The 13,462-nt window shown below is 36.6% G+C and carries 14 protein-coding genes; 11 read left to right on the top strand and 3 right to left on the bottom strand.

The window, feature by feature from the left end; translation table 11 throughout:
• The first annotated feature begins 4 nt into the window (after positions 1-4).
• Both ACTF48_RS02480 and ACTF48_RS02475 read left to right on the top strand, forming a co-directional pair.
• The gene (locus ACTF48_RS02480; RefSeq protein WP_438961555.1) at positions 5-1,108 is read left to right on the top strand and encodes an acyloxyacyl hydrolase; all 1,104 of its coding nucleotides are present in this window, start codon (positions 5-7) and stop codon (positions 1,106-1,108) included.
• Between the two features lie 5 nt (positions 1,109-1,113).
• Entirely contained in the window at positions 1,114-1,854 is a 741-nt protein-coding gene (locus tag ACTF48_RS02475) for a head GIN domain-containing protein (protein WP_438961554.1), read from the top strand.
• 79 nt (positions 1,855-1,933) lie between these two features.
• On the opposite strand, the gene ACTF48_RS02470 is transcribed toward ACTF48_RS02475, so the two are convergent.
• Positions 1,934-2,722, bottom strand: a complete 789-nt coding sequence (locus ACTF48_RS02470) for a tRNA pseudouridine(38-40) synthase TruA (protein WP_438961553.1) — start codon at positions 2,720-2,722, stop codon at positions 1,934-1,936.
• Between the two features lie 50 nt (positions 2,723-2,772).
• Here ACTF48_RS02470 and ACTF48_RS02465 point away from each other — a divergent pair, with 50 nt between their 5' ends.
• Positions 2,773-3,021, top strand: coding sequence for a DUF6364 family protein (locus ACTF48_RS02465; protein WP_438961552.1), 249 nt, complete (start codon positions 2,773-2,775; stop codon positions 3,019-3,021).
• Between the two features lie 215 nt (positions 3,022-3,236).
• On the opposite strand, the gene gldA is transcribed toward ACTF48_RS02465, so the two are convergent.
• Positions 3,237-4,148 carry a gliding motility-associated ABC transporter ATP-binding subunit GldA gene (gene gldA, locus ACTF48_RS02460; protein WP_438961597.1) on the bottom strand — a complete coding sequence of 304 codons (912 nt, stop codon included), beginning with the start codon at positions 4,146-4,148 and terminating at the stop codon, positions 3,237-3,239.
• 171 nt (positions 4,149-4,319) lie between these two features.
• On the opposite strand from gldA, the gene ACTF48_RS02455 reads away from it, so the two are divergent.
• The 8 genes from ACTF48_RS02455 (at position 4,320) to rlmN (ending at position 12,599) form a co-directional block, all read left to right on the top strand.
• Positions 4,320-5,399: a chorismate mutase gene (locus tag ACTF48_RS02455; RefSeq protein WP_438961551.1), complete on the top strand. Its 1,080-nt coding sequence runs from the start codon at positions 4,320-4,322 to the stop codon at positions 5,397-5,399.
• 97 nt (positions 5,400-5,496) lie between these two features.
• A complete protein-coding gene (rsgA, locus tag ACTF48_RS02450) occupies positions 5,497-6,501 on the top strand; it encodes a ribosome small subunit-dependent GTPase A (protein ID WP_438961550.1) in 1,005 nt (334 codons plus the stop codon).
• Entirely contained in the window at positions 6,498-6,950 is a 453-nt protein-coding gene (gene dtd / locus ACTF48_RS02445) for a D-aminoacyl-tRNA deacylase (protein ID WP_438961549.1), read from the top strand. The genes rsgA and dtd overlap by 4 nt, the downstream gene beginning before the upstream one ends.
• Before the next feature lie 24 nt (positions 6,951-6,974).
• Complete coding sequence (locus ACTF48_RS02440) at positions 6,975-7,304, top strand: nucleotide pyrophosphohydrolase (protein ID WP_438961548.1); 330 nt, start codon at positions 6,975-6,977, stop codon at positions 7,302-7,304.
• Between the two features lie 2 nt (positions 7,305-7,306).
• Entirely contained in the window at positions 7,307-8,578 is a 1,272-nt protein-coding gene (locus tag ACTF48_RS02435) for a 3-phosphoshikimate 1-carboxyvinyltransferase (protein ID WP_438961547.1), read from the top strand.
• 67 nt (positions 8,579-8,645) lie between these two features.
• Positions 8,646-9,698, top strand: a complete 1,053-nt coding sequence (queA, locus tag ACTF48_RS02430; RefSeq protein WP_438961546.1) for a tRNA preQ1(34) S-adenosylmethionine ribosyltransferase-isomerase QueA — start codon at positions 8,646-8,648, stop codon at positions 9,696-9,698.
• Positions 9,699-9,810: 112 nt separating this feature from the next.
• Positions 9,811-11,472 (top strand): T9SS type A sorting domain-containing protein, encoded by a 1,662-nt coding sequence (locus ACTF48_RS02425; protein ID WP_438961545.1) that lies wholly within the window; start codon positions 9,811-9,813, stop codon positions 11,470-11,472.
• Between the two features lie 74 nt (positions 11,473-11,546).
• The gene (gene rlmN, locus ACTF48_RS02420) at positions 11,547-12,599 is read left to right on the top strand and encodes a 23S rRNA (adenine(2503)-C(2))-methyltransferase RlmN (RefSeq protein ID WP_438961544.1); all 1,053 of its coding nucleotides are present in this window, start codon (positions 11,547-11,549) and stop codon (positions 12,597-12,599) included.
• Between the two features lie 319 nt (positions 12,600-12,918).
• Here rlmN and ACTF48_RS02415 read toward each other — a convergent pair whose 3' ends face one another.
• Positions 12,919-13,278, bottom strand: coding sequence for a toxin-antitoxin system YwqK family antitoxin (locus ACTF48_RS02415; protein ID WP_438961543.1), 360 nt, complete (start codon positions 13,276-13,278; stop codon positions 12,919-12,921).
• Positions 13,279-13,462: the final 184 nt, after the last annotated feature.

Raw genomic sequence — 13,462 nt, 5'->3', positions numbered from 1 at the left:
CACTATGAAAAATTGGTGCATCGTGTTTGTTTTTTTCGCTTTCGCGAAAGCGTCTCTCGCACAGTCTAACGAGCCTATTAAATCCCGCTCATTCTCCATAGATGCAAGCTATTTTTATGGAGCGATACTTCAACACAATCCAGATATATCTCATTTAATCACCGGTCATCCTGAAGGCATATTGCTCCGTTTTAATAAACGTACTTATGGTAAGAAAGAATGGCAATCACTGTATGGATTTCCAGATCTTGGCGTTACTTTTTCTTATCAAGATTTAAAAAATGAGTCCTTAGGTGAAGCGCTAGCCATTTATGCGCATTATAACTTTTATGCGTTTAACAGGCAGCTACAATATGGTGTGGGAACTGGCGTGGCTTATATGACTAATCCTTATGATCCGGTTACTAATTTTAGAAATGTTGCTTATGGAACGCGTTTAACCAGTGCTACTTATGTGCAAGCTAGTTATCGCAAAGAAAATCTCATAGGTGCACTAGGTGTTCATGCTGGAGTGACCTTAATTCATTACTCTAATGGAAATATTAAAGAACCTAACACTTCTACAAACTCCTTACTTTTTAATCTAGGCCTTAACTGGTCGCTAGAACCTGAAAATACAAGATATAAAAACTGGGAAAAGCAAAAATATTCAGAACCTATAGGGTTTAATGTGGTGTTAAGGTATGGCCGTAATGAAAGTAACGTGCGTGGTAGCGGTCAGTTCCCTTTTTATACCATGAGTTTTTATGCAGACAAGCGATTAAGTAAAAAAAGTTCTATTCATGCCGGTACAGAGCTCATGCTCAGTGATTTTATAACAGAATATAGAGATTTTCAGGCTAATAGTTTTCCTAATAGCGGTATCACAGGTGAGGAAAACACAGCTAGAGTAGGTCTTTTTGCAGGTCATGAATTACATATAGGTAAAACCAGTGTGCTGACTTATTTAGGGTATTATATATATGATGAGATAAATTATGGTTCTACTATTTATAATAGAATAGGTCTACAGCGCAGATTAAACAATAACTGGCTGGCAAGTATAACGCTCAAGTCACACGCGGCAAGCGCTGAGGCGCTGAGCATAGGGATAGGATATCGATTATGAGGATAATGTGGTTTTTAATATTAGTACTGGTGTTGAGCAAATGCGATAACCCAAATAGCCCAGACTGTTTTCAAAGCGCAGGATCCATTATGGAACAAGAAATTGAAGTAGCTCCTTTTGAAAAAATAATAGTACGAGAACGCATTACTTTAAAAATTAAACAAGGCGCCACTCAAAAAGTGATGGTAGAAACAGGAGAACATCTTATAAATGATATAAGCGTTACTATAGTTAATAATGAGCTTATTATTGAAAATACTAATGGCTGTAATCTTGTGAGAGATTATCAACTAACTACCGTTACAGTTACTGTTCCTGAATTAAAGGAAATAAGAAGCAGTACAGGATTTGATATAAGATCTATAGGTGTTTTAGAATTTGATGAGCTGACCTTATTTTCAGAGAACTTTCAGTCAGATTTTAATAGTACTGGAGATTTTTATCTAGATCTAGATGTCAATAATTTACGTTTGGTTTCTAATAATTTGAGCAACTTTTATCTAAGTGGTCAGGTGGAAAATGCTGGTCTAGAATGGTATTCTGGAGACGGACAGCTGTTTGCCCAAGAATTAGAAATTCAGAATGCTCAAATATTTCATCGTGGTAGTAATAACTGGCAACTGGACGTAAAACAAAACATCGCTGGTAGCATAGTGGGCTATGGAGATGTTATTTTAGAATCTGCTCCAGCGTCTATTAATGTTGAAGAAACCTGGGAAGGTAGATTACTTATTAAAAATCAATAATATCCCATAAAATTCTTTAAGGCCTTTCTAGGCGCCTTTCATACTCTAGGCGTTGACATTTTTAATGACAAATTAAAAACTAGTTCTTGAATTCCATTTTGTAAAGCATGAGTCCACTGGCAGGAGCGATATGTGATAGATGGATTTTTTTACTACCATCTAGGGTTTCCTTAAACTGTTCCAGAGATATTTTATGCATCCCTAGGTCAAATAAAGCGCCCATCATTAAACGCACTTGATGTCTCTTAAATCCCATTCCAGTAACTCTAAAAACAAAACTCTTTTCTGGAAAAAAATTTGCCGTAAACAAGTTGTTTTCTTCAATGTAGCAGGAAGAAATAGTCCTTATCGTATCTGTTGTATCTGTAGGTTTATAAGTGTAGGACCATACATTGTGTGTTCCTTCAAAAAGGCGTGCTGCTTTTTGCATTAAAGGAATATCTAATTCACTTTTCATGTACACCATTAATGAGGCACAAAATGGGTGGAATTTCTCTCCATGCGAGAATAAATAAATATATTCCTTCTCTTTATGATTTTGTATGACGTTAAAATTTGCCGTGGTTTCTTTTACATCTAGTGCTCTTATATCACTAGGTAAATTGAGATTGAACTCATCAAGAAAGGTGTTAAGATCCAGCGCGTCTCCATCTAGAAACAACTCTATAAAAGTCTCGTTAACAGATACTCTTGCATCAGTTCTTCCAGCGGCAAGTACTTTAAAATTAGGGTGATCCAGCACAAATCTTAACGTGCGTTTCACCATTTTCTCTACCGTAGGAACATCTGGCTGTTTTTGCCAGCCATGAAAACGGAATCCCAGGTATTGCAGCTTAATGAGGTAATAAAGGCGTTGCGGTTTTTGCATGCACAAAGATGGTGTATTTGCTATACATTTAAAAGATACGGATCGTTGTTATGAAGGCACGTATTGTGAAAACAAAGTTGACACTTACTATTGAAAAAGCAGTTATAGAACATGCAAAGCAATATGCTAAAGATACTGGTCAGAGCTTGTCAGAGTTAATACAGAATTATTTAAATAGACTTGCTATTGAAAGTGTTGAAACTAAAAAATGGAAACTTTTCACCTCTGATAATGCAATTACTACGTTTTACTTTTACTTAAAAAAACAAATAGGTCTCAAGCTGCAAAAGAACAAATAGCTATATTTTTAACAGACGTTGATATTGTTTCTGTTTCTAAAGAAATGCTCATATCAGCGGTATTGAGCAAATTCAATGACTTTGAAGACGCAGTTCAGTTTCATTGTGCTGCTTCTGTTACTGGTATAGATGGTATTATTACTAGAAAGAAAAAGGGTTTTAGCACTCTACTATTCCTGTTTTCTCACCTGATGAGTTGATATTTTAAACTTAAATCATTCCTGCGTTAATTCCTGAAACATCGTTTCAAGATTCTTATTTCTCTTATTCAAGGCTAGAATCTTCAATTTATTATCATGTGCAAAATCAAAAACCGCACTACGCATATCTTCTTGAGTTGCAAATTTAAGGCTATACGTGAACTCAGGCACATGAATCATTTCTGTTACTTCACGTACTTTAGAAATTTGTTGTAATAACTCTGGTTCAACTTTATAATCAAACTCTACTTCTATAATTTGATTTGCATCGCTTTTAAGGTTTTTCAAATAATCATCGGCTACGATGTTGCCTTTATTGATAATAATAACTCGATCACACATCGCTTCTACCTCTTGCATGATGTGTGTGGAAAGTAAAATAGTGGTGTTCTGACCTACTTTTTTAATAAGCTGGCGTATTTCTATGAGCTGATTAGGGTCCAGTCCCGTAGTAGGTTCATCGAGAATTAAAACTTGTGGCTCGTGTAATAAAGCATTTGCCAGACCTACACGCTGTTTGTAACCTTTGGAGAGTTGGTTTATTTTTTTGCTCTCATGAGAACTTAATCCAGTGGCCTCGATCACCTGTGTAATACGGTTTTTTGAATCCTTAAGGTGATAAACTCCAGCGCTAAATTCTAAATATTCCCGCACATACATCTCAGGATATAATGGGTTACTTTCTGGTAAATAACCTATGGACTGCTGTACGGCTTTTTGAGCTGTTTTAATATCATGCCCGTTTACCGTGGCGCTACCTTCATTTGCATTTAAGTAGGTCGTTAATATGCGCATCATGGTAGATTTTCCAGCGCCATTAGGACCTAAAAAACCTACGATCTCACCGCTTTTTATAGAAAAACTGACCTCGTCCAGCGCCTTTTGGCTGCCGTAATACTTAGATATGTTGTGAACATTTATAGACATAAGGTAAAGATAAGAAATGTGTTTGTTACGCTTTCGCGAAAGCGTAATTAAATTATAAGCTATGCCATGAATATGTAACATGAAAATTAAAAGCTCACCTAATTCCAAAGGGAATAATTAAGTGCCCTAACCAGCAAGTTGAGCAGGCATTGTGCTAAATTTGTAACAATTATGGAAATTACTAAGGAAAATAGAAAATGGTTAGATGACTTGCAGCTTGCACATCCACTGGTTATAGCAGGTCCGTGCAGCGCAGAGACCGAGGAGCAAGTGCTGGAAACAGCGCATGCGTTAAAGGATAGTGATGTAAGTATGTTACGTGCTGGAGTGTGGAAACCGCGTACTAGGCCAGGAAGTTTTGAAGGTGTAGGAGCGATTGCGTTACCATGGCTCATGCGTGCCAAAAAAGAAACAGGTCTCCAAATAGCCATAGAAGTAGGTAGTGCCATGCATGTAAAAATTGCATTGCAATATGATATAGACGTGCTCTGGTTAGGAGCTCGTACCACTGTAAATCCATTTCTAGTTCAAGAAATCGCTGAGGCTTTAAATGGAACAGATAAAGTTGTACTGGTTAAGAATCCTGTAAATCCAGATCTTGCCTTATGGTTAGGAGCTGTAGAACGTTTACAAGCGCAAGGCATTAAAAATTTAGGGGTGATTCATAGAGGTTTTTCTACTTATAGAAAGACTGATTATAGAAATAATCCACAGTGGCAAATCCCGATCGATTTAAAATCCATGCATCCAGACTTGCCATTAATATGTGACCCGTCGCATATTACTGGAAATCGAGAAATGATTTTTGACGTGAGCCAGACCGCTCTTGATTTAAGGTTTGACGGGTTAATGGTAGAAACGCACCCTATTCCTGATCAAGCATGGAGTGATGCTGCACAACAAGTTACGCCTGAGAAGATGATTCAAATCATGCGGGATTTGCGCATTAGGAAAAAAGACTTTTCAGATGAAACGTCAACTGAAAACCTAGAGCATATACGTACAGACATTAATAATCTAGATACTAAAATCATAGGTCTGTTGAGCCAGCGCATGAAACTAGCTGAAGATATAGGAGCCTTGAAGAAAAAGGATAATGTATCTATCTTGCAAAGCGAGATATGGAAACGCATGCTTGCTCAAATGAAAGAACAAGGCGCAAATGGCGGTTTGAGCGATTCATTTATAGAGGCGTTTTATAAAGCCATTCATCAAGAAAGTATTCATCATCAACAAAAAATGTTTGAATAGAATCAAAAAGTAAAATGAAAAATAAAAGTAACGTGCTGTTGAATCTATTCATACTAGTTATGACTTGTTTTATTTTTATTTTTTTAAGCGCAGCGATATGAAAGGAACCGTCTATAGATCTACAGGTAGCTGGTACGAAGTAAAAGGAACTGATGGTGCCATGTATTCCTGTCGCATTAAAGGTAAATTCCGTTTAAAAGGAATTAAAAGCACTAATCCTGTAGCGGTAGGTGATCGAGTCATTTTTCAAATAGAAAAAAAGGGCGATGAAGAAATAGGGATCATTAATGAAATAGAGGAGCGCGATAATTACATCGTGCGCAAGTCTGTTAACTTATCTAAGCAAACCCATATTATTGCCGCAAATGTGGATCAAGTATTTTTGATCATCACGTTGAACAATCCGCCTACATTTACTTCATTTATTGACCGGTTTTTAGTGAGCGCTGCAGCATATCAAATTCCAGTAACTCTACTTTTTAATAAAGTAGATACTTATAATGATGAGCAAGGAGAAATTATTCTAGATCCAGAAACAGGAGAAGAATTGCTTGCCATGACAGAGCTGGATCAAGTACGTGTGTTACTACAGTTATATAAATCAGTAGGGTATGAGTGCATCCCTATTAGTGCTGCAACGGGTAAAAACATCGAACTTGTGAAAGAAAAAATGCTAGGTAAAACCAGCATGTTTGCTGGCCATAGTGGAGCAGGAAAAAGCACAACAGCCAATGCGATACAACCAGGACTAGAATTAAAAACCAAAGCGATAAGCTTGCAACACAAACAAGGACAACACACTACGACATTTGCAGAGATGTTTGACCTGGATTTTAACGCCCGTATTATAGATACACCAGGAATTAAAGGTTTTGGTGTGGTAGACCTTGAAAAAGAAGATATAGGAGGCTATTTCCCAGAAATTTTTGAACGCAAGCAAGATTGTAAATTTCATAATTGCTTACACATAGAAGAGCCTAAATGTGCTGTAAAAGAAGCGGTTGAGGCTGGAGAAATTCATCTGAGCCGTTATGAAAGTTATGTGCAAATAGTTAATGGCGATGAAGATAGCTACAGAGCAGATAAATACCAGACTCCATGAGAGTAGTGTTACAACGAGTAAGTGAGGCAAGTGTTACCATAGAAGGTAAAGTCCATGGAAGTATTAAACATGGATTACTCGTTTTACTAGGAATTACTGGAGAAGATGTTCAAGAAGACATCGATTGGCTTGTGAATAAAATTGTGGGAATGCGCATTTTTTCAGACTCAGACGGTAAAATGAATTTAAACATAAGTGATGTGAGTGGAGATACACTAGTGGTTTCGCAGTTTACCTTGTTTGCTAGCACTAAAAAAGGAAACCGACCTAGTTTTATAAGCGCCGCCAGACCCGATGTAGCGATTCCTTTATATGACAGTTTTGTAAAAACGCTTTCGCAAAAGCTAGATAAAACCATCCCAACAGGCATTTTTGGAGCAGATATGAAAGTAGCACTCGTGAATGATGGACCAGTTACTATTGTGATGGATAGTAAGAATCGAGAGTGATTTTAATAATTTTAATTAAGATATATGTCCCTAAAACAATCACAACAGCAAGTAGATCAGTGGATAAAAAACCACGGTGTACGTTACTTTAACGAGCTTACTAACATGGCACAACTTACGGAAGAAGTAGGTGAAGTTGCTCGTATTATAGCAAGACGGTACGGCGAGCAAAGCGAGAAAGAAAGCGATAAAAACAAAGACCTAGGCGAGGAACTGGCTGATGTGATGTTTGTCGTGCTATGTCTAGCAAATCAAACAGGAACCGATCTAGAAACAGCCTTTGCAAAAAAACTCCAACTTAAAACAGAACGCGATCACGATAGACACCATAATAACGAGAAGTTAAAAGGTTAAAAATGGATGTACTGCTGCAAGCTCATCATAACTCAATAAATAAAAGCCCACTTTTTACCATCACAGGTTCAAAAAGTGAGAGCAACAGGCTGCTTATTTTACAAGCTCTTTTTCCAGAGCTAGAAATATCAAACCTTTCTAATAGTGATGATACCGTGCACATGCAGCAAGCACTGGCATCTCTAGAAACCACCATTAATATAGGTCATGCGGGAACAGCCATGCGTTTTCTTACCGCATATGTTGCTCGTAAAGATCATGGAGAAGTTATTTTAACGGGTAGTGAGCGCATGCAAGAACGGCCCATAGGAATTTTAGTAGACGCATTGCGTTCCATAGGAGCACAAATAAATTATGTAGATAAAGAAGGATATCCACCTCTTTATATTAAAGGCGGCCACATTAATGGCAGTTCTTTAAAAATAGATGCTACCGTTTCTAGTCAGTACATTACAGCGTTAATGCTCATAGCACCATCCTTAAAAAATGGACTAGAAATAGAACTGTTAGGGAAACTTACTTCTAGACCCTATTTAGAAATGACAGCAAAGCAACTAGAGTCCATAGGTGTAGATGTGTTATGGAACTCTAAGACTCTTGAAACAGCTGATTCAAAAAGCCAATTTATAAAAATCAAACCATTAAAAAGTGCCATAACTAAGGCGCTAGTTGTGGAAAGTGACTGGAGCAGTGCTGGCTACTGGTACAGTTGGGTTGCTTTACAGCAGGTAGGTTATGAGTTAACATTGCAGCATTATTTTTTAAAAACGCTTCAAGGAGACCATAAGTTAAAGGATTATTATGAGGCTTTTGGCGTACAAACTAAGTTTGAAAAGGGAAAACTAATATTAAAAAAAATCTCTGATAAGCTGGCGCAGCGCGTGGTCATGAATTTAGTAAATGAACCCGATCAAGCACAAACTATTTTTGCGACTTGCCTCGCCCTAGGTGTAAATGCATATTTAACGGGATTGCACACCTTGCGTATTAAAGAAACAGATCGTCTAGAAGCAATGAAGGAAGTGGGATTACGCTTTCGCGAAAGCGAGATTACCACTACCCATGATAGCATAACACTGAGCTGTGAGCCATTAAAAACACATGATCATGCAGTGGTTATAGACACTTATAATGACCATAGAATGGCAATGGCATTTGCACCATTATCCTGTAAAACACCGTTAATTATTAAGGATGCTCTAGTAGTTTCTAAAAGCTACCCGACATTTTGGGAAGATTTAAAACGCTTAAATATCAACATCACAGAAATTTAAGTATCGATTTACTTGACAACGCCTATTTCACAATCGTATATTTGTAAGTTCAAATTAAAAAGAATACATGAAGCTATCACAATTTGGTTACGACCTTCCAGAAAATTTAGTGGCGCAACATCCTGCAGAGAATAGAGATGAGTCGCGTCTTATGGTATTGCATAAGAAAACTGGTGAAATTGAACACAGAATGTTCAAAGATGTACTGGATTATTTTGAAGAAGAAGATGTGTTTGTGACTAATGATACTAAGGTGTTTCCTGCTAGACTTTATGGAAATAAAGAAAAAACAGGAGCGCGTATAGAGGTTTTTCTTTTAAGAGAATTAAACCCTACCACTAAATTGTGGGACGTGCTGGTAGATCCTGCCCGTAAGATAAGAATAGGGAACAAACTATACTTTGGTGATGATGAGAGTCTTGTAGCTGAGGTAATAGATAACACCACTTCTAGAGGTAGAACTTTGCGTTTTCTTTTTGACGGTAGTTATGAGGAATTCCGCCAGAAGTTAAAAGACCTAGGAGAAACGCCATTACCTAGAGAACTAGGTCGTGAGGTAGAAGAAGAAGATGAGGAACGCTACCAGACCATTTATGCGGTTAATGAAGGAGCTGTAGCGGCACCAGTTGCAGGCTTGCACTTTTCTAAACACTTATTAAAAAGATTAGAAATTAAAGGAGTTAAAAGAACAGCTGTTACTATGCATATAGGTTTAGGGACATTTGCTCCGGTTGAAGTAGAAGATCTTTCTAAACATAAAATGGATAGTGAACAGGCTCAAATTACTAAAGAGACTTGTGACATGGTAAATGAAGCTATAGATGCCAGGAGGAATGTCTGTGCTGTAGGAACGACCACTATGAGAACCCTAGAAAGTTCTGTAAGTAGTAATGGTCATCTTAACCCATTTGATGGATGGACTAATAAGTTTATTTTCCCACCTTTTGATTTTAGTATTGCAAATGCGATGATCACTAATTTCCATCATCCTAAATCTACTTTAATGATGCAAGCAGCTGCATTTGCTGGTTATGATTTATTAAAAAAGGCCTATAAAGAGGCTATTAAGGAAGAATATAAGTTTTCTACTTATGGTGACGCTATGTTGATTGTAGATTAATGAACAATAGTTTTACACTATTACCATATTTAGCCGCTTGGACCTGATCTAAGCGGTTTTTTTATGTTTAATGATTATATTGCGATTTATTAAACACCCTAAAAAAATAGTGATGAAAAATTTTATAACTGTAATATTATTAATTGTAAGCAGTAGCTATGCGTTTGGACAAGTGTCTAATCAAAAAGCGCCACCTAGCTGGGAATTAGGAATTACACCTGACACAGCACCTATGGTTATGCCAGTTGTAAATGTAGAGGAGTTATTACTAGAAGATGCTACAAAGAATGCTGATGTTCTCTTGAAACCATATCGTTTTGGTAAAAATATTGACGTTTCGATGGATTTATTTAATTCTGGTGCATGGACCACGCTCGAAAATGGTGATCGTATCTGGCAACTTAATATAGTTTCCACAGGCGCTAAAACAATCAATTTGCTTTTAGACAGGTATGACTTACCTGCTGGAGCAGAATTATATTTATATAATAATGAACATACTGATAAAATAGGACCATATACGAGTGCTGAGAATCAAGAAGATGGAGTGCTGGGAACCTGGATCGTGTACGGTGATGATATCTGGTTAGAGTATTATGAGCCGGCTAGCGTAAAAGGTTTAGGTCGTGTTTCTATAGATGAAGTAGTTCACGGTTACAGAGGATTCGGATCTTTAGAAGATAGTTTTTTAAAGTTAAACGAGTCGGGAAATTGTAATGTAGACGTAATGTGTGATCCTAATCAAGGTTCTTCAAATGGACAAGATTGGACAACTATTCGAAATAATTATAGACATTCTGTTGCACGAATAATCATCAATGGTGGTGGATTATGTACGGGTACTCTAGTGAATAATGTAAGAGAAGATGGAACTCCTTATTTCTTGACAGCAAATCATTGCTTGGGGAACGTTAACGATGGTGCTGGAACCTCTTATTCGGCAAGTAATTGGAGCTTCGGCTTCGATTGGTTCACTAACACACCAGATTGCGCCACTTTTTCAAATACTAGTGGTCCTTTTAATCCTACAAGGGTGGTTTCTGGTGCTGTTTTAAGAGCAAATCGAGGAGCAAGTGATGTTGCATTATTTGAATTAAATCAGACACCACCAGCTTCTTGGGATTTATATTATGCAGGTTGGAATAATTCAACAACACCGGCAACATCACAGTTAAGCATGCATCACCCTAGTGGTGATATTATGAAAATGAGCCGTAACGATCAATCTACAGTAGCTCAAACTGTTTCAGGAATAGCTTGCTGGACTGTTGCAAACTGGGATTATGGTGTTACTGAAGGAGGATCTTCTGGAGGTTGTTTAATTAATCCTCAAGGACAAATTATAGGTCAATTATTAGGTGGTGGCGCAGCCTGTACAGGAACTAATGATAATGGGCAACCTGACTTTTATGGTAGAATGAGCACAAGCTGGAATAGCGGTGGTACAGCTTCTAGACAATTAAAAAACTGGTTAGACCCTGATAACACAAATGTGGTAACGTATGACGGTGATTATTACTCCACATTAAGTACTGATGCGTCTACTATGTTGAGATTTAATGTGTTCCCTAACCCGTCTAGAGCTATTTTTAATTTTGACATAGAAGAAGAAGCTTCTTATCAAATTTATAATGTTGCGGGAAAAATGATCAGTTCTGGTGTGTTTAATGATGGTAATAAAAGGATTAATTTATCTCATGTCTCAAATGGACTATATTTTGTAACTGTAACAACCATAAATGGATCAGTTACAGAAAAACTTATTAAAGAATAAGAATTTAACTTGATATCATAAGAGCGCGCTGTAAGATTGTCTAATTTTGCAGCGCGTTTTATTTTATAATCTTTGTGAAAGCTACTAAAAAAGATATTAGATCCTATACTCAAGAAGAATTGAGAACTTATTTTGTGGATCAAGGTCAGCAAGCCTTTAGAGGTAACCAGGTGTATGAATGGTTATGGAAAAAAGGTGCGCATCATTTTGAAGACATGACTAATCTTTCAAAAGATACTAGAGCTTTTTTACAGGAACATTTTGTGATCAATCATATACGAGTAGATCACATGCAGCGCAGTAAGGATGGAACCATTAAAAACGCGGTGAAATTACATGATGGGTTAACCGTAGAGTCAGTTATGATTCCTACTCCTACTAGAACTACAGCCTGTGTATCTTCTCAAGTAGGTTGCAGTTTAAACTGTGAGTTTTGTGCAACTGCAAGATTAAAACGTATGCGCAACTTAAACCCAGATGAGATTTATGATCAAGTAGTTGCCATAGATCAGCAAAGTAGAAGTTATCACGATCGACCATTGTCAAATATAGTATTCATGGGAATGGGAGAACCGCTCATGAATTATAATAATGTTCTTAAGTCTATCGATAAAATTACAGGAGATGATGGTCTAGGAATGTCTCCTAAACGTATCACATTATCTACCAGTGGTGTGCCTAAAATGATGAAGAAACTGGCCGATGATGGACCTAAGTTTAATCTAGCTCTATCACTCCACAGTGCTATTGATGAGAAAAGAGTGAAGATAATGCCTTTTAATGATCAGTTTCCATTAGAAGATATTAAAGACGCTTTACGATACTGGTATGATAAAACAGGAACACGGGTTACTTATGAGTATGTCGTCTGGAAGGGAATTAATGATACTCAGGAAGATATAGATGCATTAGTAGATTTTTGTAAAGTGATTCCTTGTAAAGTAAATATTATAGAATATAACTCCATAGACGATCCTCGTTTTGAACAAGCTTCTAAGCAAGCCGTAGACGCTTATGAAAGAATCTTAGAACAACAAGGTTTTATAGTTAACGTGCGTCGCAGTAGAGGTAAAGATATAGACGCTGCTTGTGGGCAACTAGCAAATAATACCAATAAGAAGAATTAAATAGCCTAATTTTTAATTATTCCTTTAGGCATAAGGAATTAAAATCTTTAGATCAGTTGATGGATGGTCTTTAAGTGTTATACCAATTTACATTCCTAATGTCGCATATAATTCGTTTCTTTTTCGCCTATATTTCAAAATAAAATGAAACCGTAGTTTAGGCTATGCTTTAATTTTCTTTATCATCTAGTCAAAAAAAATAATTCAAATTAAGAATACGGCATTAGAAACATAAATAGGTATTAGATCAAAAATATAGACATAAAAAAAGAGCTGGATAGTTATTCCAGCTCTTTTATAAGTTTATAGTGTCACCTCTTTAAGGTCTATTAGTAGCCACTGGGTTTTTATTTACCCAATTGTTAACGGCGACTATTGCATTATTACTGTAATCTACCTCAGTAAGTTGTTCATCGCTCCAAAAAAACCATTTGCCAGCTTTTTTTCCGTTTTCATATTCGGCTTGTGCGGTTTTCTGACCTTCAAGATTATATGAAATCCATTCACCATGTCTTTCATTATCTTTATTAAAAGTTCCTATTTGAGCAATATCTCCATTAGAATAGAAATAGGTAGCCTTAATAGTTCCGTCATTTTGTTTTTCAAATTCTGGTTTTACGTCCTGTGCCATTGCTAGTACTCCTACAAAAAGTGCACATAAAAAAAGTATTTTCTTCATCGTTCCGTCATTTTTAGATATCCAAATTTAACTTTAATTATACTTATACACAACATTTAGATAACATTAAATTTACATTAATCGCTTAACTTACTGTAATTCAGTAATTAAAGTTTTTATAAAAGAGTCTGTAAAGTTCGCGTACGGAGATAATTAGCCCATAAACTTTGTCTTATTGCTACTT

This window comes from Nonlabens sp. (genome assembly GCF_965660805.1).
Taxonomy (GTDB): Bacteria; Bacteroidota; Bacteroidia; order Flavobacteriales; family Flavobacteriaceae; genus Nonlabens.
Note: the sequence above shows the minus strand (reverse complement) of the source record. Positions and strands in the feature narration are given on the sequence as shown.